This is a genomic window from Arsenicibacter rosenii, assembly GCF_001870735.1.
Classification (GTDB): domain Bacteria; phylum Bacteroidota; class Bacteroidia; order Cytophagales; family Spirosomataceae; genus Arsenicibacter; species Arsenicibacter rosenii.
This window is the reverse complement of record NZ_MORL01000022.1, coordinates 1-20,184: the sequence shown is the minus strand read 5'-3', so window position 1 is coordinate 20,184 and position 20,184 is coordinate 1. Positions and strand designations below refer to the sequence as shown.

The window sequence follows — 20,184 nt, the reverse complement described above, 5'->3', positions numbered from 1 at the left end:
TCTAATCCTTTAATCATAGTCTTCATTTAATCATAGTAATCACAGTATCGATGACGTACTGCTGCTCCTTGTCGGTAAGGGTCGGGTACATGGGCAGGCTCAGGCAACGGGCATAATACTGCTCCGCATGCGGAAAATCGCCCCAATTCCAGCCAAATTGCCGGTAATACGGCATGGTATGCACCGGAATATAATGCACCTGCGCAAAAATCTGCTTCGTCCGCAGGAAGTCATACAGCCCCTTCCGGTCCTCTACCTGAATAACGTACAGGTGATAGGCATGCCCCGCTGATGCGGCCGGTACGATGGTTTTCACGGCCGTGCCCGCAAATGCTTCGTCGTAACGGGCAGCAATCTGCCGGCGCCGGGCAAGCATCTGGTCGGCCCGCGACAACTGGCTTAGTCCCAGAGCCGCCTGCATATCGGTCAGGCGGTAGTTATAGCCTAGTTCCTGCATCTGCATATACCAGCCCCCCCGTTCCGGTTCACCCGGCTGTAACTCCGTCCATTCGTCCGGCTTGTTGGTAATACCGTGCGTCCGCAACCGCAGCAGGTGCTTATAGAGGTTTTCGTCGTTGGTCGTGATCATTCCCCCTTCTCCGCTCGCAATGTGCTTCACGGGGTGGAAGCTGAAAATGGCCAGATCGGCCAGCGAGCCGTCACCGCAGCGGTAGGTTTTCCCGTCAGCGGTCGTCAGGGAGCCCCCCGGCGCATGGCAGGCGTCTTCGATCAGCCAGAGGCCAAACTCATCGGCCAGCTGCCGGAAGGCCGGCAGGTCGACCGGGTACCCGGCGAAATCGACAGGAATAATGCCCGAAAACGTACCTTTCGGATGGGCCTCCAGCAAAGCCCGGACGGCTTTGGGGTCGAGCAACGCTGTTTCCGGATCGATGTCCGCAAAATACACCTCACCACCGCAATACCGCACACAGTTGGCCGAAGCCGAAAACGTGATCGGTGTCGTAATGACTTTGGTGCCTGGCTGTACGCCCAGCGCCATCGTACACAGGTGCAACGCCGCCGTCCCGTTGGCAATGGCGACGGCATATGTTGCGCCAATGTACGCAGCAAAAGCCGCCTCAAAGGCCGCAATGTTGGGGCCCTGCGTCAGAAAAGGCGACCGCAGTACGTCATTGACCGCCAGAATATCGTCGTCGGTGATATGTTGCCGACCGTATGGAATGGGATTAACTTGCTTCACGCTGCCTCTATCCGCTTATGGAATTAACTTGTCTGCCTTAATAAGGGGTAAATAACATTTTTCTAAACCCGTCCCGGCTGTTTTGCCAATTAGAATACCTCTAATTGTAGGAATCGTAATGTCCAAAAGAATACGGGCAAGTGCCTTATCAATTTTAGGTTTCCCGTTAACACTTTCATTGATAACTTCTTCCATATTTTCAATGTAAAAAGTCATCTGATTTACATAGCGCATTACTTCCACACGGTCCTTGTTCTCGTCTTGCTGCGCGCAAATAACTTCAGTTTCAAATCCAAGTAATTTCGGATCAGGCTGAACATTTAATAACTTACCGCTAACTTGATAAGCTATTCTGGAGGGGTCCACAAAATCAATATGACGAACGGAGAATGCTATATCCAACACTGAGTGTATGCGCAAATCAACGTGATTCTTCATTATACGTAAAATAGTAATTGGGGTCCAGTGTATTACTACTTGTATGTTCATAGTCAATTTCCAGGCTCTCAACCTGTACGCCACCAGCTACTGAGTACTGAAAAGGAAGTATACTTTCTTCATTTTCCTCATTTGCATCTGCAATGATCACATCTATTAATTTCGGATATGTGATTACAGGAGCTTTACCCATTATCAGGGCCAGATCAACTAGTTTACTGATTTTATGATCAAAATCGCCATTCAATACTTGTGATATATAGCCTTTCGTAACCCCAAGCCGCTCTGCGAGTTGTGTTCTGTTCAGGCCATTTGCTTCCATGTAGGCATCGAGTTCATTATATAAGTCTAGCTGGACTTTAGCAATCCAATACCCTTTACTTTCCAATAACTCTGCGCGTGTCATGGTCTCTGTGCGTTTAAATACTGTTCTTTTATTGATCGAAAGCGCTTGAAATCAGCCTTTTGAGTAGTTTTCAATCCACCTAGCAAGACAATCTTTCCATTAGGCTTTTTGATTGCGTATATTCTCAGATGTTTTGATTTAAACTCATACTCCTTAACGGTTTCTCCATGAGGCGTTATATCTCTGAATTTTGTGTCGTTCAGGGACTGTCCTTGAGCCACAAACTCCATATATACATATAGCATCTCCAGCTCTGTTTTATAACGCTCGTGCTTTTCGTTAATTTCTTTTTCAAATGCCTTTAACTGACCGATTCCATCAATGACTAACTCATCAACTTCCTGCCTCGCCTTGATTGCATCTATTCTTTTTAACGAAAAAACGGCCATCGAAGTTTAGCTAAAGCTAAACAAATACACTTAAACGACAAAATCAGGATCTACGTGCCGGCGAACCTGATCGCGCAGTTGTTCGACGGTCAGCCACTCGGTATTGGTGCCGGAATTGTATTTGAAGCCCATCGGTACGCGTGTTGCGTTGAAGGCCTTCAGGTAATCCTCTACCTCCCAGATCGGCGTTGAGGGGGTAATGACATAATACCGGTCCGTTTCGATCGTATTGAGCGAATCGGTTTCGGTAATCATCTCTTCGTGCAGTTTTTCACCCGGCCGCACACCGACCAGCTTCTGCTCGCAATCCGGACCAATCGCCGTAGCGACATCCGTAATGCGGTACGACGGGATTTTTGGTACAAAGATTTCGCCGCCCCACGCCTGTTCCAGCGCATAGAGTACCATTTCTACCCCTTCTTCCAGCGAGATGTTGAAGCGGGTCATTTCATTGTGCGTAATCGGCAAGACGCCTTCTTTCCGTTTTTCGAGGAAGAACGGCACCACCGACCCCCGCGACCCGATTACGTTACCGTACCGGACCACCGAGAACCGCAGATCGCGGCTGCCTTTCATGTTGTTGGCTGCCACAAACAATTTATCCGAGCATAGTTTTGTGGCTCCGTATAGGTTGATCGGCGCGGCTGCCTTATCGGTCGATAGGGCCACGACCCGCTTAACGCCATTGTCTAACGCGGCATTGATCACGTTTTCAGCGCCAAAAACGTTTGTTTTGATGCACTCCATCGGGTTGTACTCCGCAGCCGGTACCTGCTTTAGTGCCGCCGCATGGACAATGATGTCAATGCCTTCGCAGGCCCGTTTCAGACGCTCACCATCGCGCACGTCGCCGATGAAAAAGCGGATCGACTTATAGACCGATGTCGGATAATGCTGTGACATTTCGAACTGTTTCAGCTCATCACGCGAATAAATAACCACCCGCCGCACGTCCGGATAGCGCTTATAAACCATTTCCACGAACTTCTTACCGAATGAGCCGGTGCCACCGGTAATCAGGATCGACTTATTATTTAAATCAAGCATAGATTATGATGCTGCGTTAGACTTTTTTAACTGCACCCGTTCCAGGGCGTCGATATAACTCTTGCTGCTGGCATTCAACAAACGAACGCCGAGGTAGTCTGCGTATTCCCGCAAGACCTCATAGCCACGGAAGGCCTTATGAAGCGACAAAAACTGATCAGCCATCGAATGGGTTTTTGTGCGGTGTTTATCGGCATAAACCGGCACATACGCCACATCTTTCGGCTTATCGTAAAAATGCATCTGCTGCATCAGCAGCTGATTCTGCTCATCAATGCGGATTTGCTCGTGCCATGACTGGTCAGCGCCGAACAGGTAAATCGTGTCGAACTGCCGGCTCAGCATCAGAAACAAGGCCGATACAATCACCGTCTGCGACTGCCCGATGCCTAGCCCGGCCTTGTATAACCGAAACCGGAACCAGCGGAAGCCCTTGATTACGGTATAGTTAAAATATACCGGTTTGATATTGGGATTGCGCGCCTCAATCGTATTCATGATGTACGACCCTTTGGCAAACCGGGGGACATACAGATACATCGGCCAGTCGACCGAAGCCAGAAATACCCCGAGCGTCTGCCGGATATCGTCACGGTCGGTTGTCTGCTCCGTAAAAACAAAGTAATTCGGATCGGCGATGACATAGTCCTGCGGCTTTAATTGCAGGAAATACGGCGAATGCGCAAAGTTATTGACACAGACTATTTCGGTCTGCAGAATAAACTCAAGGTCTTTTTCCAGAGAGGTATTCAGGGAAGGACCATTCCCGAGAACCGAGCATACTGCTTTTTGCCGGGCAGGAAGACGAAGCCGAAACGATGATTGAACAAGAATTTTTAACAGCGAAATCAGTGAGTTAGCCAGATCGGTTAACCAGGTACTCAGTGACTTATAAATGACCTCTATCATGCAAGCGTGCTGCCCTGCTAGTTTGGATTGATAAGACAAAATAAGCGAAAATTCAGGAAACGGGCATGGTTCACCGTCAGAGCCACTTTTCAAAGCTCAGCTTCGGCGACGGGAGGCCGCCCATATTGCGTTTAAAACGAATCAAGCCCGGTTTGGGCTGCCGGTGATCATCCAGCGAAACACCAAGGTCCAGCAACCGAATACCCTGTTGCTGACAATACTGGTACAGGCCGTGAATGAGCATGACCATCGGGCTGACGCTCCGGTATCGCCCGGTGTCAACCGGCAGGAAATGATACAGAATGGAAGCACTGACCCGTACACAAACGCTCATAGCCGCCCACTCTCCGTCAGACTCGACCACGAAAACCGGAAACCGGTCAGGCATTTCGGTTAGCAGAAGCCGCAGTTGTTCCGGAGCAATGGTTAGCGGGTATCGCTGCTCAGCCCGCCGTTGCTGCCAGTAGGCAATTACCTGGTCGGGTTGCAGTTCAGTCAGTTGCCGGAAGGTAAACCCCGCCCGTTCGGACTTCTGCAACCGGCGTACCTCCTGAGCAGCCATGCGTGTACGGAGATCATCAGACGTTACCGGCAGATAATATACTACAGGAGCCGACGTAATCCGGAAGCCTTTTTTTAACAACCGTTCCATAAAAAGTGTCGTCTGTTCGGGCGCATAACAATCCGGCGGTTGTTTAACTGACACCGCGTCAATTGCCAGGGTGCGCATCTCCGATTCGATTCGTTCAATCAGAGCATCCAGTACTTGGCCCGGCAATAAAATGGTACATTCAAGCGACCCGAACGGAGCCGAAAACGGACTGTACCAGCGGGATGATTGCTGAAAGAATGTACAGCGTGCAACCGGTTGCCCGGTCTGCTGGTCTATGATACAAAAATGATGAAATACCTGGTTTCCCTGTATACGCAGGTGCCGGTCATCATTATACAAAAAACCAGATGCCCCAAATGAAGTTAACATTCGGGAGGAGTCGTTTTTGTAATATTGGACAACATAAGAACCTGACATGTAACCATCTAAAGACCAGCAAAAACAAAAAAGGAAAGCCAGATTTGCTTACATTAGCCACAGAAACTACAAACGGTATGTAAAATAGATATTACAGATAGTCTTGTTACTCTACCTGTCAACCTTCGTCTAATGATGAGGTGCTTATTCAGGTAAGCCTAGAGAAAGTGTAAATAGAGAGAATATGTCGGAAGAAACCCCGGTGATCCTATCGCCGGGGTTCTTTGTTGTATCAAGCAAGTGTCATGCCAGAGCAGGCTACTTCTTTTTTTTGCATAACTGCTGGTATGCCAGCTGAATAAGTCCGTCTTTTAATCCGAGATCCGGCACAACAATTTCGGTGGCACCGGCCCATTTCATAGCAGACAGGTAAATCTCGGCTGCCGGCAGAATCACGTCTGCCCGGTCGGGGTTAAGCCGTAATTTGTTGATCCGGTCGTCGAGGCTATATTGGGCGATGTAGTCCTTAATGCGCTCAATTTCATCGATAGTGGTCGAGAGTTCAGTGTGCTTAGACGCCAGGTTGAACAGCTTACTGATGTTGCCGCCCGTTCCGACCGCAATCACCTCCTGCGACCGGTCAACATTTTCCTCAATCCACTCGTGCATCGACCGCCACGCGCCTTTAGACTCTTTCCCTTCCAGCAGCCGGACCGACCCGATCTTGAACGAACGGGAATTGATCTTTTCACGGTTCTGGTAGAGGTTCAGCTCGGTACTGCCTCCACCGACATCGATGTGCAGAAACTGACGGTTATCCAGTGCCTGTACGACTACGTTATTAATCAGTTCGGCTTCCCGTTTGCCGTCAATAATATGAATTTTGATGCCGGTCAACGCTAAAATACGCTCGGCCACCTCAGGGCCGTTTTCCGATTCCCGCATGGCCGATGTGGCACAGGCCATGTAGGCTTCTACTTCGTGCAGTTCCATCAACAGCTTATACACCTGCATGAGTTTGGTCGTACGCGCTTCGCTCTCTTCTGTCAACGCCCCGAACGTGAATACATCATGCCCTAACCGCAGCGGAAAGCGGACGTATTCGACCTTTTTAAAGCTGATGACATCGCCGTTGTGCAGAACGTTTGAAATCTGGAGACGGGCCGCGTTAGACCCGATATCAATGGCTGCAATTTTCATAAATCGTGAAGTGATAAAGGTATTAACCTTTTACGAAGCTCCAAAAGTAGTCTATTTTTGGCTATGACGCTTACACTGTGTACTTTTGCAGAATTGCTTATCAAGAAAGACCGAGGGACCGGACCCAACGAAGTCTTAGCAACCCTTTTTTGGCACAACGTGTCTGAACAATAACCAATAAGCCCTGATAATTGATTATTGTCTGCACGCTTTTTGCTAAAAAAAACGGTGCTACGTTCCACCCCAGCCGATGGGGACAGATAAGTTGCGCTACGCTCCCGCCCTTTCTGTTAAGCCTGAAATGCTAGCTTCACCACACCCGCTGCCTTTAGCAGACGGGTTAATGACAAATGCCGTTTTGAAGAAGATTAACGAACTCCTGCAAAACCGTATTCTCGTACTCGATGGCGCCATGGGTACGATGATTCAACGGTACAACCTGACAGAAGCCGACTATCGGGGCAAACGTTTTTCGGATTGGCCTCACGATCTGAAAGGCAACAATGATCTCCTGTCGCTGACACAACCGGCGATTATTCAGGAAATCCATCGGCAATATCTGGACGCCGGGTCCGACATTATCGAAACCAATACCTTCAGTGGAACGACCATCGCCATGGCCGACTACCATATGGAGGCGCTGGCGTATGAACTGAACTACGAATCAGCACGCATTGCCAAAGAAGTTACGGTTGCCTATACCCAACAGAATCCGGAAAGGCCGCGGTTTGTAGCCGGTGCTATGGGCCCAACCAACCGTACGGCCAGCCTGTCGCCGGATGTCAACAATCCGGGGTATCGCGCCGTTACGTTCGATCAGCTGGTCGATGCCTATTACGAGCAAGTAGCCGGTCTGGTCGAAGGCGGATCGGATATTCTGCTCGTTGAAACCATTTTTGATACCCTGAATGCCAAGGCGGCCCTGTTCGCCATTGACAAATATTTTGCCGACAAAGGACAGAGGCCGCTGCCGATCATGGTATCGGGAACGATTACCGATGCATCGGGCCGGACGCTTTCCGGACAGACGACGGAGGCCTTCCTGTACTCAGTTTCACACCTGCCCTTGCTGAGCGTGGGACTCAACTGTGCGCTCGGTGCCGAACTGATGCGTCCGTATATTCAGACGCTTGCCAAAGAAGCCCCGTTTTTTGTCTCTGCTTATCCGAACGCTGGTCTGCCAAACGAATTCGGCGAGTATGACGAAACCCCGGCCAGCATGGCAGCGCAGGTCGAAGACTTTATTCAATCGGGCTTCATTAATATCATTGGTGGTTGCTGCGGATCGACACCCGACCACATTGCGGCCATTGCCGAGGTGGCCTCCCGCTACCAGCCACGGCCGTTTCCGCAGCCGGAACCGTATCAGAAGCTCAGCGGTCTGGAGCCGTTGAAGATTACCGAAAATACCAATTTCGTTAACATCGGCGAACGGACGAACGTAACCGGGTCCAAAGCGTTTGCCCGCCTGATTAAATCGGGTGACTATGATGCGGCCTTATCAGTTGCCCGTCAGCAGGTAGAGAACGGCGCGCAGGTGATCGATATAAACATGGACGAGGGCATGCTCGACTCCGTCGAAGCGATGACCACCTTCCTGAACCTGATTGCCGCCGAGCCGGATATTGCCCGCGTTCCGATTATGATCGACTCCTCGAAGTGGGAAGTGATCGAAGCCGGTCTGAAATGCGTACAGGGAAAAGCCATCGTTAACTCCATCTCGCTGAAAGAAGGCGAAGAGATGTTTATCGAGCGGGCCAATCTGGTGAAACGCTACGGAGCCGCCGTGATTGTGATGGCGTTTGATGAAGCCGGTCAGGCCGATAACTACGAACGCCGGATCGAAATCTGCGAACGCGCCTACCGGATTCTGGTCGATAAGGTACATTTTCTGCCGCAGGATATCATTTTTGACCCGAATATCCTGACGGTAGCGACAGGTATCGACGAACACAACAATTACGCTGTTGACTTCATCAACGCGACCCGCTGGATTAAGGAAAATCTGCCCCTGGCCAAAGTGTCGGGCGGGGTATCCAATATCTCGTTCTCGTTCCGTGGCAACGAGGTAGTCCGCGAGGCCATGCACTCGGTTTTCCTGTATTATGCCATCAAAGCCGGCATGGATATGGGCATTGTCAACGCCGGGCAGCTGGCCGTTTACGACACCATCCCGGCCGATTTGCTGGAGCGCGTTGAAGACGTTATCCTGAACCGCCGCGATGATGCCACCGAACGGCTGGTGACGTTTGCCGAAACCGTTAAGGCAAAAGGCAAAGAAATCGTACAGGACAATGGCTGGCGTAACGAACCGGTCCGCGACCGGCTGAAACATGCGCTGGTGAAAGGCATTACCGATTTCATCGACGAAGACGTAGAAGAAATCCGGCAGCAGGTAAAACGTCCGCTGGATGTGATCGAAGGCCCGCTGATGGATGGTATGAATGTGGTCGGTGACCTCTTCGGCGAAGGGAAAATGTTCCTGCCGCAGGTGGTTAAATCGGCACGCGTCATGAAAAAAGCCGTAGCATACCTGACTCCGTATATCGAAGCCGAGAAGGAAGGCGGGGCAGCAGCGGCCGGTAAAGTCCTGTTAGCCACCGTAAAAGGCGACGTACACGACATCGGCAAAAACATCGTCGGTGTCGTATTAGGGTGTAATAACTACGAGATCATTGACCTTGGTGTGATGGTAGCTACCCAGAAAATTCTGGAAGAAGCCCGTAAGCAAAACGTCGACATCATTGGATTAAGCGGGCTGATTACGCCGTCGCTCGACGAAATGGTGGGCGTTGCCAAGGAAATGGAGCGGCAGGGTTTTACGATTCCGTTGCTGATCGGCGGGGCTACCACCTCACGCATTCACACGGCCGTAAAAATTGACCCGCACTATTCGGGGCCGGTTATCCATGTCCTGGATGCCAGCCGGAGTGTGCCGGTGGCCGGCCGGCTAACCAGTCAGGATATGGTGATCCGTGAAGACATCTTTAAGGAGATCAAGGCCGAGTATGTCCGTATCCGCGAGGACCACGCCAAACGGCAGAAAGAAAAGAATTCACTGACGATTGATAAAGCCCGCGCAAACCGCACCGTGATTGACTGGAAAAACTTTAACCCCGTGAAACCTGTGTTTCTCGGCAATCGGTACTTCCACGACTATTCACTGGCTGAAATTGCCAGATACATCGACTGGACGCCGTTTTTCCAGACGTGGCAGCTGCATGGCAAATACCCGAAAATTTTCGATGATGCAACCGTCGGTGTTGAGGCCCGTAAACTGTTCGATGATGCGAATGCCCTGCTGAATGAAATCATCAGCAAGAAGCTCCTGACCGCCAAAGCCGTTGTCGGTTTCTACCCGGCCAATGCGACCGAGGATGATGTACTGCTCCATGAGTTTGAGGAGATTGTTCATGAAACGCAATGCGAACGCCACGGCTCACACCGGCACATTGAGTATAAACTGAGCGGTCAGCTGGCCGTAACGCCCAAAGAAGCCGGTGAGCTGGTTTATGATACCAAAGCGGTGCTGCATTTCCTGCGCCAGCAGAATCAAAAGGCACCCGGTCTGCCAAACATCAGCCTGGCCGACTACATTGCGCCGCTCGACAGCTGCCGTGAAGATTACATCGGCGGGTTTGCCGTAACGGCGGGGATCGGCATCGAAGCTCTGCTTGACAAATATGACCGCGACCACGACGATTACAACAGCATCATGGTGAAAGCGCTGGCCGACCGGCTGGCCGAAGCCTTCGCCGAATTGATGCACGAGCGGGTACGGAAAGAATTCTGGGGCTATGCGCCACAGGAACAATTCTCGAATGATGAACTGATTAAAGAAAACTATCAGGGAATCCGGCCCGCTCCGGGCTATCCGGCCTGTCCGGATCATACCGAAAAGGCAACCCTGTTTGAACTCCTCGACGCCAACCAGATTGGCATTGAGCTGACAGAAAGCTTTGCCATGTATCCGGCTTCATCGGTGAGCGGATTCTATTTCAGCCATCCTGAATCCAAGTATTTTGCCGTTGGTAAAATCACGAAGGATCAGGTGATTGACTACGCTCACCGCAAACAGATGAGTATCGAAGATGCTGAACGATGGCTGGCGCCTGTACTGAGCTACGACGCCTGACAAAACAAAAGGCCGTTTCCGGAGAAACGGCCTTTTTATATATGTCGACGGGACTAGTATGTCCCGAATACGGGAAGATAATATTCCGAAGGTTCACGCATGATTTTCAGGCGAATATCAAAATCCGATGCCAACCGTTCCGGAGCACTCCATTTAGAATAAATCTTTGATATTAATGCGGCGGTGCAGTTGTTCTTCGTTTTTAAACGGAAGGTGCACCATTACATTGCCTTCTTCGTACAAGGCTTCAATTTGATCAGCATTTACAAAATCCGGAATGTCCAGAACGCGCAGGAACATCGGGACCGCCAGCCGTTGCGGAATGGCATCCTCTGAGCCGTCGTCCTCCTGAAAATGAGAATTACTGACCAGCAGTGTATAAATCACTAATTTGTTTCCTTCAACCAGGACGTTAAAAGCAGTGGCTTTTACGCCGGGAGCCGACAGGGTGATGACCAGGCGATCTTCCTCGCGCTGAACATCCATCGTCGTCATGCTTGAGCCGCCATAAAGCGTATTAAGCAAATCGATCTGCCCACCTGTTCCGCTGAATACATTTTCGATGGCTTTCATGGTATCTGTCGTTTACTGTTCTGATTATAATTATTCAAATGTCGTGCCGATTGGCTTCTCACCATTCCTAACAGTCAGGCTGTCAGGAAAATTCATCAAAAAAATGGCTAAATGCGACGTTTTGGCGTATTTTTGCCACTTACCGAAAAAAAACGTCCAAAATGTCCATGTGGATCATATTGCTCGCCGTGTTGCTTTTTGTGGTGATAGTGGGGCTAATCCTCCACAAACGACAAAAAGGGCTCCGGGTGCTCATGTACCACAAAGTGGACCCCGCACATACGGACATGCTTACCGTAACACCAGAACAGCTACGGCAGCAGTTGCAATACCTGCATACCAACGGCTATTCGGTCATTACCATGCCCGATTTATTGGCCTATGCCCGGGACCAGCGCTCTTCGCTTCCCAAACGTCCGGTACTGATTACGTTTGATGACGCATATGCGAACAATCTGACCTATGCACTGCCAATCCTCAAAGAACATCCGACACCGGCGACTATTTTTGTCCCGACCGCCTATGTCGGCGATGTAAACGCGTGGGACAGGGATGCGCCATCGTTTGTGGCCGACAACCTTTTGACGGCAGAACAATTGAAAGGTTTAACGTCTTCCTTAATTTCACTGGCCTATCATTCTCACCGGCATATCAATTATAAACATACTGATGTGGATGGTATCCGTAATGATCTGACCGAAAACAAACAGGCAGCGCAGGAGATGGCATTACCGATGGTTAGTGCGTTTGCCTATCCGTATGGGGGCCGGCCCAAAAAACCGGCTGCCCGTCAGCAGATGCAGGACGCCATGCAGGCCGCCGGCATTCAGCTCGGATTCCGGATCGGCAACCGGATTAACCCGTTACCAATCCGGAATCTTTTTGATATAAACCGAATTGATATTCGCGGAACTGACTCATTTTCTGCGTTTAAGCGTAAAATCAGGTGGGGTAAACTTTTGTAACCACAAGGTAGCCTAATAACCTGAAAAAACAACAAAGCATGCATATTAAAATTGGAACGAGAGCCAGCCGGCTGGCCCTCTGGCAAGCCGAATACATTCAATCCCTTTTACAGCAGGGCGGCCTCACTTCAGAGCTGGTCCTGATTGAAACCAAAGGCGATCAGATTCTGGACCGGTCACTGTCGAAAATTGGCAGCAAAGGCGTTTTTACCCAGGAACTGGAAGATCAGCTGCGCGACGGCAGCATCGATATTGCCGTACACAGTGCCAAAGACCTGCAGTCTTCCTTAGCGGCCGATTTACACATACTTGCGTTTACAGAGCGTGAGCAGGTAAACGATGTACTCGTGAGCCGTAATAAACACCTGTCGCTGACCAGCGGGCAGGCCTTTGTTATCGGCACCTCATCTACACGCCGCGTGGCCATGCTCAAGCATTTTTGCCCGCATATTAAGGTGGTCGACATGCGCGGTAACCTGCAAACGCGGCTCCGCAAACTCGACGAAGGGCAGTGTGATGCCTTACTGCTTGCCTTTGCGGGGGTTCACCGGATGCAGTACGACGACCTGATCGCAGAGCACTTGCCCTTACATGAGTTCACGACAGCCGTTGGCCAGGGCAGCGTGGCGATTGAAATTGCCGGCACGCTCTCCCCGGAGAAACAACAGCAGATACGCCAGCTCACCAACCACGAACCCACCGAGGCCTGCCTGAAAGCCGAACGCGCGTTTTTACGCCGTCTGGAAGGCGGTTGCAGCATTCCGGTATTTGGTCTCGCACAATGGAACGGCGATGCCATTGAACTGACCGGCGGCATCATTAGCCTGGATGGTCAGCAGGTGTTGCGCGAAACATTCAGTGCCCCGCCTGCCGAAGCCGAACAGCTGGGGCAGCAACTGGCCGAAAGCCTGCTGGCCAAAGGCGGTGAAGAGATGCTTAAAACCATCCGCGAACGATTATGATCCGGAAAGCCCTTACCCCTGCCGATATCGAACGGTGTATACCGGCTATTCTGGCCCTGCGCCCCCATCTATCGCCTGAACAGATTGTACCACAGGTGCAGCTACAGCAACAGGAAGGCTTTCATCTGGCTTTTGTCGATGACGAAGGCACCGTACCGGCTGCAATCAGCTACCGAATCATGAATCTGCTTTACAGCGGAAAAACGCTGTATATCGACGACCTGTCGACATTGCCGGAAGCCCGGGGAAAAGGCTATGCCAACGCCCTCCTCGATTTTGTCATTGACGAAGCCCGCACGCTGGGTTGCACCTGCGTCACCCTCGACTCCGGACACGCGCCGGCCCGATATGATGCGCACCGGCTTTATCTAAAGAAGCGATTTAATATTGTGAGCCATCATTTTCGGCTAGATTTGTAACGGCAACCCTGCTTTTATCAACAATCTATCTTTTACGCACACACTGCGGTATGAATCTTTTTCGAATCAGTTGGAGCAACCTGAAAGACAAACCCCTCAGCAGCTTTCTTAGCGGCCTGCTGATGACACTGGGGATTACCATCATTTCGTTACTGCTGTTGCTGAATAAACAGCTCGATGATCAGTTTAAGAAAAATATCAAAGGCATCGACATGGTGCTTGGCGCAAAAGGCAGCCCCCTTCAGCTGATTCTGTCGAGTATTTACCAGATCGACGCACCGGTAGGCAATATTCCGCTGGACGAAGCCGAGCGGCTCACCCGCAACCCGATGATCAAAACGGCGATTCCGCTGTCAATGGGCGATAATTACCGGTCGTTCCGCATCGTAGGTACCACCAAAAAGTACCTTGATCATTTTGAAGCGACGGTTGGTCAGGGACAGCTTTTCCGCGAAGATATGGAGTGTGTGATCGGCGTACGGGTTGCCGAAGCGACAGGCCTAAAAATCGGTGATACCTTCGCCGGTTCGCACGGTCTGGATGCCGAAGGTGAAGAACATGCCGATAAAAAATACAAGGTCGTCGGGGTACTGAACCCGAGCAATACCGTTGCCGACCAGCTGATTCTGACAAACGTATCAAGCATCTGGGCCATTCACGAACATGGCCACGACGAACACGAAGGCGAAGAGGCCCATGCTGAAGGTGAAGACCATGATCATGAGGCGGCGGCCGGAGAAGACCACGAGCACGAAGAGCACCGCGAAATTACGAGCATGCTGATTCAGTTCCGCAACCCGCTGGGTATGATGCTGGCGCGGGGCATCAACAGTAACTCGAAATTACAGGCAGCCTTACCGAATATTGAAATTAACCGGTTATTTGAGTTGCTGGGCGTCGGAGTGGATACGTTACAGTATCTGGCACTGGCGATTATTATCATTGCCGGGATCAGCGTATTTGTATCGTTGTATAACTCCCTGAAAGAACGGAAATACGAAATGGCGCTGATGCTGTCGATGGGCGCTACCCGTACCCAGCTATTCGGCATGCTGCTGCTCGAAGGACTCGTGCTGGCACTGATTGGCTTTGTACTGGGCTTGTTGTTCAGCCGCCTGGGCCTTTGGGGGCTCTCGGCGTCAGTTGCGGGCCAATACCATTATAATCTGGCTGCATTCGGTGTATTGCGCGAGGAATGGTTTATTCTTGTTGCGGCCGTCCTGATTGGCTTAGTAGCCGCAGCGCTGCCCGCTATCGGGGTTTACCGGATGAATATTTCACGGACGCTGGCTGAGGAATAAGCCGGCTACCAAAGCAAAAGAAAAGGCGGGGAAATGAGTTTTCCCCGCCTTTTTTATAACTGTATATTGTACGCCTATACGTTGGTCGACGACAGTTTGGCTCCCAGATACTCGCGGTTCAGACGCGCAATGTGATCCAGTGAGATTGATTTCGGACACTCTACCGAGCAGGCACCCGTAAACGAGCAGGCACCGAAGCCTTCTTCGTCCATCTGTGCCACCATTTTCTCAGCACGCGCCAGATGTTCCGGTTTCCCTTGCGGCAACACAGCCAGGTGAGAAACCTTAGCCGCTACGAACAGCATCGCCGATGCGTTCTTACAAGCCGCTACGCAGGCCCCGCAACCGATACACTGAGCCGCATCCATCGCTTCTTCGGCCACCTCGCGCGAAATCGCAATTTCATTGGCATCCGGCGCCGAACCGGTGTTAACCGATACATAACCACCCGCCTGTACCACACGATCAAATGCGGTCCGGTCGACTACAAGGTCTTTGATAACCGGGAAAGCCCGGGCGCGCCATGGCTCCACAACGATGGTATCGCCATCGCTGAATGAACGCATGTGCAGCTGGCAAGTCGTAGCCCCTGTCTGCGGACCGTGTGCACGACCGTTGATGTACATAGAGCACATCCCGCAGATCCCTTCGCGGCAGTCGTGGTCAAACGCGACAGGCTCTTCGCCTTTATGCATCAGTTCAACGTTCAGGACGTCGAACATTTCGAGGAAAGACATATCCGGTGAAATATTGTCGAGTTTGTACTCAACCATTTTCCCCGCTGTATTGCTATTTTTCTGTCTCCAGACTTGTAAGTTAATTTTCATGGCTTCTGCGATTAACAGATGGCTGCCGTTTCGGATCCGGCTGCCGATAACTTATTTATAGCTACGCTGAGTCAGTTTAACGTTTTCGAACACCAGTTCTTCCTTGTGTAATACTTCCGGCTGGTTTTCGCCTTTGTATTCCCAGGCAGCAACGTACGCAAAGTTCGCATCGTCACGCTGTGCTTCGCCATCTTCTGTCTGGTATTCTTCCCGGAAGTGACCACCGCATGATTCCTGCCGGTTCAGGGCGTCATCAACCATCAGTTCGCCCAGTTCAAGGAAATCGGCAACACGACCGGCCAGCTCAAGCGCCTGGTTCAGTTCGTCGGCATCACCCGTAATCCGGATGTTCGACCAGAATTCTTTACGCAGCTCCTGAATCAGTCCTTTCGCTTTTTTCAGCCCCTCGGCACTCCGCGACATACCGCAGTAATCCCACATGATCAGGCCCAGTTCACGGTGAATTTCTTCGGCCGTTTTCTTGCCTTTCAGCGACATCAGGTGTTTGATCTGGTCATTAACTGCGGCTTCAGCCTGTTTAAACGCAGGATGGTCTACCGGCAGTTTGTCAGATGGCCCGATGGTAGCCAGGTAATCGCCGATTGTGTAAGGAATAACGAAGTAGCCATCAGCCAGCCCCTGCATCAGTGCCGAAGCACCGAGCCGGTTTGCACCGTGATCCGAGAAGTTGGCTTCACCCAGGGCGTAGCAACCCGGTACGGTCGTCATCAGGTTATAATCCACCCACAGACCACCCATGGTATAGTGAACCGCCGGATAGATCATCATCGGCGTTTCGTACGGGTTATCGTCGGTAATCTTTTCGTACATCTCAAAGAGGTTACCGTATTTAGCTTCAATCGTTTTCTTACCGTCACGCTTGATCGCATCGGCAAAATCAAGGAATACGGCCAGGCCGGTTGAAGCAACACCACGGTTCTCGTCACATACGTATTTTGCGTTCCGTGAAGCCACGTCGCGGGGCACCAGGTTACCGAATGACGGATAACGGCGCTCCAGGAAGTAGTCACGGTCTTCTTCTTTGATAGCACTTGGTTTCAGCTGGCCTTTGCGCACCTGCTCAGCCATTTCAACCGTTTTCGGCACCCATACACGGCCGTCGTTACGCAACGATTCCGACATCAGCGTCAGCTTCGACTGGTAATTTCCTTTTACCGGAATACAGGTTGGGTGAATCTGCGTAAAGCAAGGGTTGCCAAACAACGCCCCTTTTTTGTGTGCGCGCCATGCCGCCGTTACGTTCGAGCCCATTGCGTTAGTTGACAAATAGAATACGTTACCGTATCCACCCGTACACAGCAATACCGCATGACCTGAGTGCGATTCAATTTTACCCGTTACCAGGTTCCGTGTGATGATCCCCCGTGCCTTGCCGCCTTCAACCACCAGGTCAAGCATTTCAGTACGGGTATACATCTTCACTTTACCGGTAGCTACCTGGCGGCTCAGTGCTGAATAAGCACCCAGCAACAGTTGCTGTCCGGTCTGACCACGGGCATAGAACGTCCGGGACACCTGCGCCCCGCCGAATGAACGGTTCGACAGCAATCCGCCGTACTCCCGTGCAAACGGAACACCTTGTGCCACACACTGGTCAATGATATTGACGCTGACCTCGGCCAGCCGGTGCACGTTGGCTTCGCGCGCCCGGTAGTCACCGCCTTTAACGGTGTCATAAAATAACCGGTACACACTGTCACCATCATTCTGATAGTTTTTAGCAGCATTGATACCACCCTGTGCCGCGATAGAGTGCGCCCGGCGCGGACTATCCTGGAAGCAGAATGCTTTTACATTGTAGCCGAGTTCGGCCAGAGAGGCTGCCGCTGAGGCGCCTGCCAGACCCGTACCCACTACAATGATTTCATATTTACGTTTGTTAGCCGGGTTAACCAGCTTCAGACCGAACTTGTGCCGTGCCCATTTTTCGGCGAGCGGCCCTTCAGGAATTTTTGACTCCAGTTTCATAAAGCTAATGAGTGAATTAGCGATTGAGTGAATCACCCAATCATTCCTGCATTAAATAATCCCGTTAACTTTTAAATACATGTAAATTGGCATCACGGCAAACAAAGCCGGAATAACAATGGCGAACACGAATGTGCCCAGGAATTCAATCAGCGGTGTGTATTTCTTGTGGCGGATACCCAGCGTCTGGAAACCGCTTTTGAAACCATGCACCAGGTGATAGCCCAGCGCAATCATACACACAACATATACTGCCACGTACCACAACTGCGAGAACGCAGCCACGACCACAGTATAGAGGTCTTTGTATTCCTTGCCGTCATACTCGGCCATCGGCACACTGCCAAAGTGCATTTCGAACCAGAACGTACGCATGTGCAGCACGATAAAAATCAGCAGCACAGTACCCAGCACACCCATATTCCGCGACGACCATGGGCTGTTGGCTTCCGGCTTAGCGTACGCATACTTCACCGGACGCGAATCCTGGTTGTGACGCGTCAGAATCAGCGCCATCGAAGCATGCACAATGATTGAGGTGTACAACAGATACGAAACGGTAATGATCAGCGGATTGTGCGTCATGAAGTAGGTATATTCATTGAACGCGCGACCGCCATCGCCCTTAAACAACTGGAGGTTACCTGCTACGTGAACGATCAGGAACGAACATAAAAATAACCCCGTCAGCGACATAATAACCTTGCGACCAAGGGAACTGGAAAGCGTTTGTGTTACCCAAGACATACGGCGTAAAGCACAGTTTATACGGAAAAAGTTTGTAATTAATCCTTCAGGCAACTCCTTCAGGTTGACTACCTATACAGGCGTGCCAAAACTAAAGCACAAACCCGATGCATCCAACTTTCTATGCTTATTTTAGCAATTATGAGCACTTATTTGAAATTGGTACAAACAGTTACCAAAAACTAAATGGCTAACCGGTTGTTTATTTTTTTTGTTTAATATTCTGAAAAAATCTTTAAACAAACATCGGACTTTGCTTTACTATAGCAACGTAAGCCATCCATAATTAGTTACATAAAATCAATTATTGGTTACTATCTAGGGCGAATAACGGCCGCTTTTGGATTAGTTTTTGAATCCCTCTTATTTTGTGCTGTCTCTTTGCATGGCATCTTATCCACTAAGGGCATGAATGCATGCATTTTACCTCAAATATAAGTATGAAAGCATACGTTTTTCCGGGCCAGGGATCCCAGTTTAAGGGAATGGGGCAGGACTTATACCAGAACTCCGAAAAAGCCCGTCAACTGTTCGACAAAGCCGACGAAATCCTGGGGTTCAGCCTTACAAAAGTTATGTTTGAAGGCACCGACGAAGAGCTGAAGCAAACCAATGTCACCCAGCCCGCCATTTTCCTGCATTCGGTCGCTCTGGCGCTGACCACCGATTCGTTTGATGCACAAATGGTAGCAGGCCACTCCCTGGGTGAGTTTTCGGCCTTGGTCGCAGCAGGCGCGCTTTCGTTTGAAGATGGCCTGAAACTGGTGTCACAGCGGGCGGCAGCGATGCAGAAAGCCTGTGAACTCCAGCCATCGACGATGGCGGCGGTTCTGGGTCTGGCCGACGATAAAATTGAAACCATCTGCGCCGAAGTGGCCGCCACCGGCGAAGTGGTGGTCCCGGCCAACTTCAACTGCCCGGGCCAGGTGGTCATCTCGGGTAGCCTCGAAGGTGTCCGGATAGCGGGTGAGAAACTGAAAGAAGCCGGCGCGAAACGCGTTCTGCCATTGCAGGTAGGCGGTGCGTTCCACTCACCACTGATGGAACCGGCCCGGGAAGAACTGGCCCGTGCCATTGCCGATACAACCTTTAGCCAGCCTAAGTGCCCGGTTTATCAGAACGTAAACGCACAGCCATCTACAGACGTCGAAGCGATCAAAGCGAACCTGATTGCTCAGCTGACCGCACCGGTACGCTGGACACAGTCAGTAGAAGCTATGGTTGCCGATGGCGCGACGCAATTCATCGAGTGCGGCCCCGGAAAGGTCTTACAAGGGCTGGTCAAGAAGATTTCGCCGGCAGCGGAAACCGCTGGTGTTTAATTTTTTTCGGGCAATAAGCCTTTTGTTATCAATTTGTTAAGGTCAGGAATCTGGCTGAAAACACATTTTTTTAGGCCGGATTCTTGACAAATGACACAAAAGTGCATTATCTTTGCACTCGCAATTCAGGATTGCCCGATCGTCTAAGGGTAGGACGACAGATTTTGGTTCTGTTTGTGGAGGTTCGAATCCTTCTCGGGCAACCAACCCCAAAAAAGCCTGCAAGCTAACACTTGCAGGCTTTTTACATTTCAGGGGTTTTATACCATAAGCACTTAGTATCAGTAAACTATAAACCAATAATATATCATATAAGAAATGTTTCTTTATTTCGTTTATAAATTCCTATTAGAGACTAATCCAAGTTGCGAGATAGTTAATCTT

At 50.7% G+C, this 20,184-nt stretch carries 18 protein-coding genes, 1 tRNA gene and 1 riboswitch; of the genes, 7 read left to right on the top strand and 12 right to left on the bottom strand.

What is annotated here, in order from left to right; translation table 11 throughout:
• Positions 1-22: 22 nt before the first annotated feature.
• From pseC to BLX24_RS24460, 8 genes are all read right to left on the bottom strand, one after another.
• Entirely contained in the window at positions 23-1,201 is a 1,179-nt protein-coding gene (gene pseC / locus BLX24_RS24495; protein WP_071505861.1) for a UDP-4-amino-4,6-dideoxy-N-acetyl-beta-L-altrosamine transaminase, read from the bottom strand.
• 15 nt (positions 1,202-1,216) lie between these two features.
• Positions 1,217-1,639: a hypothetical protein gene (locus BLX24_RS24490; protein ID WP_071505860.1), complete on the bottom strand. Its 423-nt coding sequence runs from the start codon at positions 1,637-1,639 to the stop codon at positions 1,217-1,219.
• Positions 1,623-2,045 carry a helix-turn-helix domain-containing protein gene (locus tag BLX24_RS24485; protein WP_071505859.1) on the bottom strand — a complete coding sequence of 141 codons (423 nt, stop codon included), beginning with the start codon at positions 2,043-2,045 and terminating at the stop codon, positions 1,623-1,625. The genes BLX24_RS24490 and BLX24_RS24485 overlap by 17 nt, the downstream gene beginning before the upstream one ends.
• Complete coding sequence (locus BLX24_RS24480; protein ID WP_071505858.1) at positions 2,042-2,434, bottom strand: hypothetical protein; 393 nt, start codon at positions 2,432-2,434, stop codon at positions 2,042-2,044. Before BLX24_RS24480 ends, BLX24_RS24485 begins: the two co-directional genes overlap by 4 nt.
• 30 nt (positions 2,435-2,464) lie before the next feature.
• A complete protein-coding gene (gene pseB, locus BLX24_RS24475) occupies positions 2,465-3,481 on the bottom strand; it encodes a UDP-N-acetylglucosamine 4,6-dehydratase (inverting) (RefSeq protein ID WP_071505857.1) in 1,017 nt (338 codons plus the stop codon).
• Between the two features lie 3 nt (positions 3,482-3,484).
• The gene (locus tag BLX24_RS24470; RefSeq protein WP_071505856.1) at positions 3,485-4,390 is read right to left on the bottom strand and encodes a hypothetical protein; all 906 of its coding nucleotides are present in this window, start codon (positions 4,388-4,390) and stop codon (positions 3,485-3,487) included.
• A 76-nt stretch (positions 4,391-4,466) separates the two neighbouring features.
• Positions 4,467-5,372: a GNAT family N-acetyltransferase gene (locus BLX24_RS24465; RefSeq protein WP_177225917.1), complete on the bottom strand. Its 906-nt coding sequence runs from the start codon at positions 5,370-5,372 to the stop codon at positions 4,467-4,469.
• 306 nt (positions 5,373-5,678) lie between these two features.
• The gene (locus BLX24_RS24460; RefSeq protein ID WP_071505854.1) at positions 5,679-6,560 is read right to left on the bottom strand and encodes a Ppx/GppA phosphatase family protein; all 882 of its coding nucleotides are present in this window, start codon (positions 6,558-6,560) and stop codon (positions 5,679-5,681) included.
• 94 nt (positions 6,561-6,654) lie between these two features.
• Positions 6,655-6,827: riboswitch (SAM riboswitch) on the top strand.
• Between the two features lie 91 nt (positions 6,828-6,918).
• On the opposite strand from BLX24_RS24460, the gene metH reads away from it, so the two are divergent.
• Positions 6,919-10,695, top strand: coding sequence for a methionine synthase (metH, locus tag BLX24_RS24455; RefSeq protein ID WP_071505907.1), 3,777 nt, complete (start codon positions 6,919-6,921; stop codon positions 10,693-10,695).
• Positions 10,696-10,848: 153 nt separating this feature from the next.
• On the opposite strand, the gene BLX24_RS24450 is transcribed toward metH, so the two are convergent.
• Positions 10,849-11,268 carry an Hsp20/alpha crystallin family protein gene (locus BLX24_RS24450; protein WP_071505853.1) on the bottom strand — a complete coding sequence of 140 codons (420 nt, stop codon included), beginning with the start codon at positions 11,266-11,268 and terminating at the stop codon, positions 10,849-10,851.
• Positions 11,269-11,435: 167 nt separating this feature from the next.
• On the opposite strand from BLX24_RS24450, the gene BLX24_RS24445 reads away from it, so the two are divergent.
• From BLX24_RS24445 to BLX24_RS24430, 4 genes are read left to right on the top strand one after another with little or no spacing between them, the layout of a single operon-like run.
• Complete coding sequence (locus tag BLX24_RS24445) at positions 11,436-12,233, top strand: polysaccharide deacetylase family protein (protein WP_177225916.1); 798 nt, start codon at positions 11,436-11,438, stop codon at positions 12,231-12,233.
• A gap of 38 nt (positions 12,234-12,271) precedes the next feature.
• Entirely contained in the window at positions 12,272-13,195 is a 924-nt protein-coding gene (gene hemC, locus BLX24_RS24440) for a hydroxymethylbilane synthase (RefSeq protein WP_071505851.1), read from the top strand.
• A complete protein-coding gene (locus BLX24_RS24435) occupies positions 13,189-13,614 on the top strand; it encodes a GNAT family N-acetyltransferase (RefSeq protein WP_071505850.1) in 426 nt (141 codons plus the stop codon). The genes hemC and BLX24_RS24435 overlap by 7 nt, the downstream gene beginning before the upstream one ends.
• A 50-nt stretch (positions 13,615-13,664) precedes the next feature.
• Entirely contained in the window at positions 13,665-14,915 is a 1,251-nt protein-coding gene (locus BLX24_RS24430; protein WP_071505849.1) for an ABC transporter permease, read from the top strand.
• A 74-nt stretch (positions 14,916-14,989) separates the two neighbouring features.
• Here BLX24_RS24430 and BLX24_RS24425 read toward each other — a convergent pair whose 3' ends face one another.
• The 3 genes from BLX24_RS24425 to BLX24_RS24415 are packed head-to-tail and all read right to left on the bottom strand — an operon-like array spanning position 14,990 to position 18,478.
• The gene (locus BLX24_RS24425) at positions 14,990-15,742 is read right to left on the bottom strand and encodes a succinate dehydrogenase/fumarate reductase iron-sulfur subunit (RefSeq protein ID WP_071505848.1); all 753 of its coding nucleotides are present in this window, start codon (positions 15,740-15,742) and stop codon (positions 14,990-14,992) included.
• 51 nt (positions 15,743-15,793) lie between these two features.
• Positions 15,794-17,731 (bottom strand): fumarate reductase/succinate dehydrogenase flavoprotein subunit, encoded by a 1,938-nt coding sequence (locus BLX24_RS24420; protein WP_071505847.1) that lies wholly within the window; start codon positions 17,729-17,731, stop codon positions 15,794-15,796.
• A gap of 51 nt (positions 17,732-17,782) precedes the next feature.
• Complete coding sequence (locus BLX24_RS24415; protein WP_071505846.1) at positions 17,783-18,478, bottom strand: succinate dehydrogenase cytochrome b subunit; 696 nt, start codon at positions 18,476-18,478, stop codon at positions 17,783-17,785.
• A 440-nt stretch (positions 18,479-18,918) separates the two neighbouring features.
• On the opposite strand from BLX24_RS24415, the gene fabD reads away from it, so the two are divergent.
• Positions 18,919-19,800, top strand: coding sequence for an ACP S-malonyltransferase (gene fabD / locus BLX24_RS24410; RefSeq protein WP_071505845.1), 882 nt, complete (start codon positions 18,919-18,921; stop codon positions 19,798-19,800).
• 132 nt (positions 19,801-19,932) lie between these two features.
• Positions 19,933-20,006: transfer RNA gene (locus BLX24_RS24405), tRNA-Gln, on the top strand.
• The last annotated feature ends 178 nt before the right edge of the window (positions 20,007-20,184 follow it).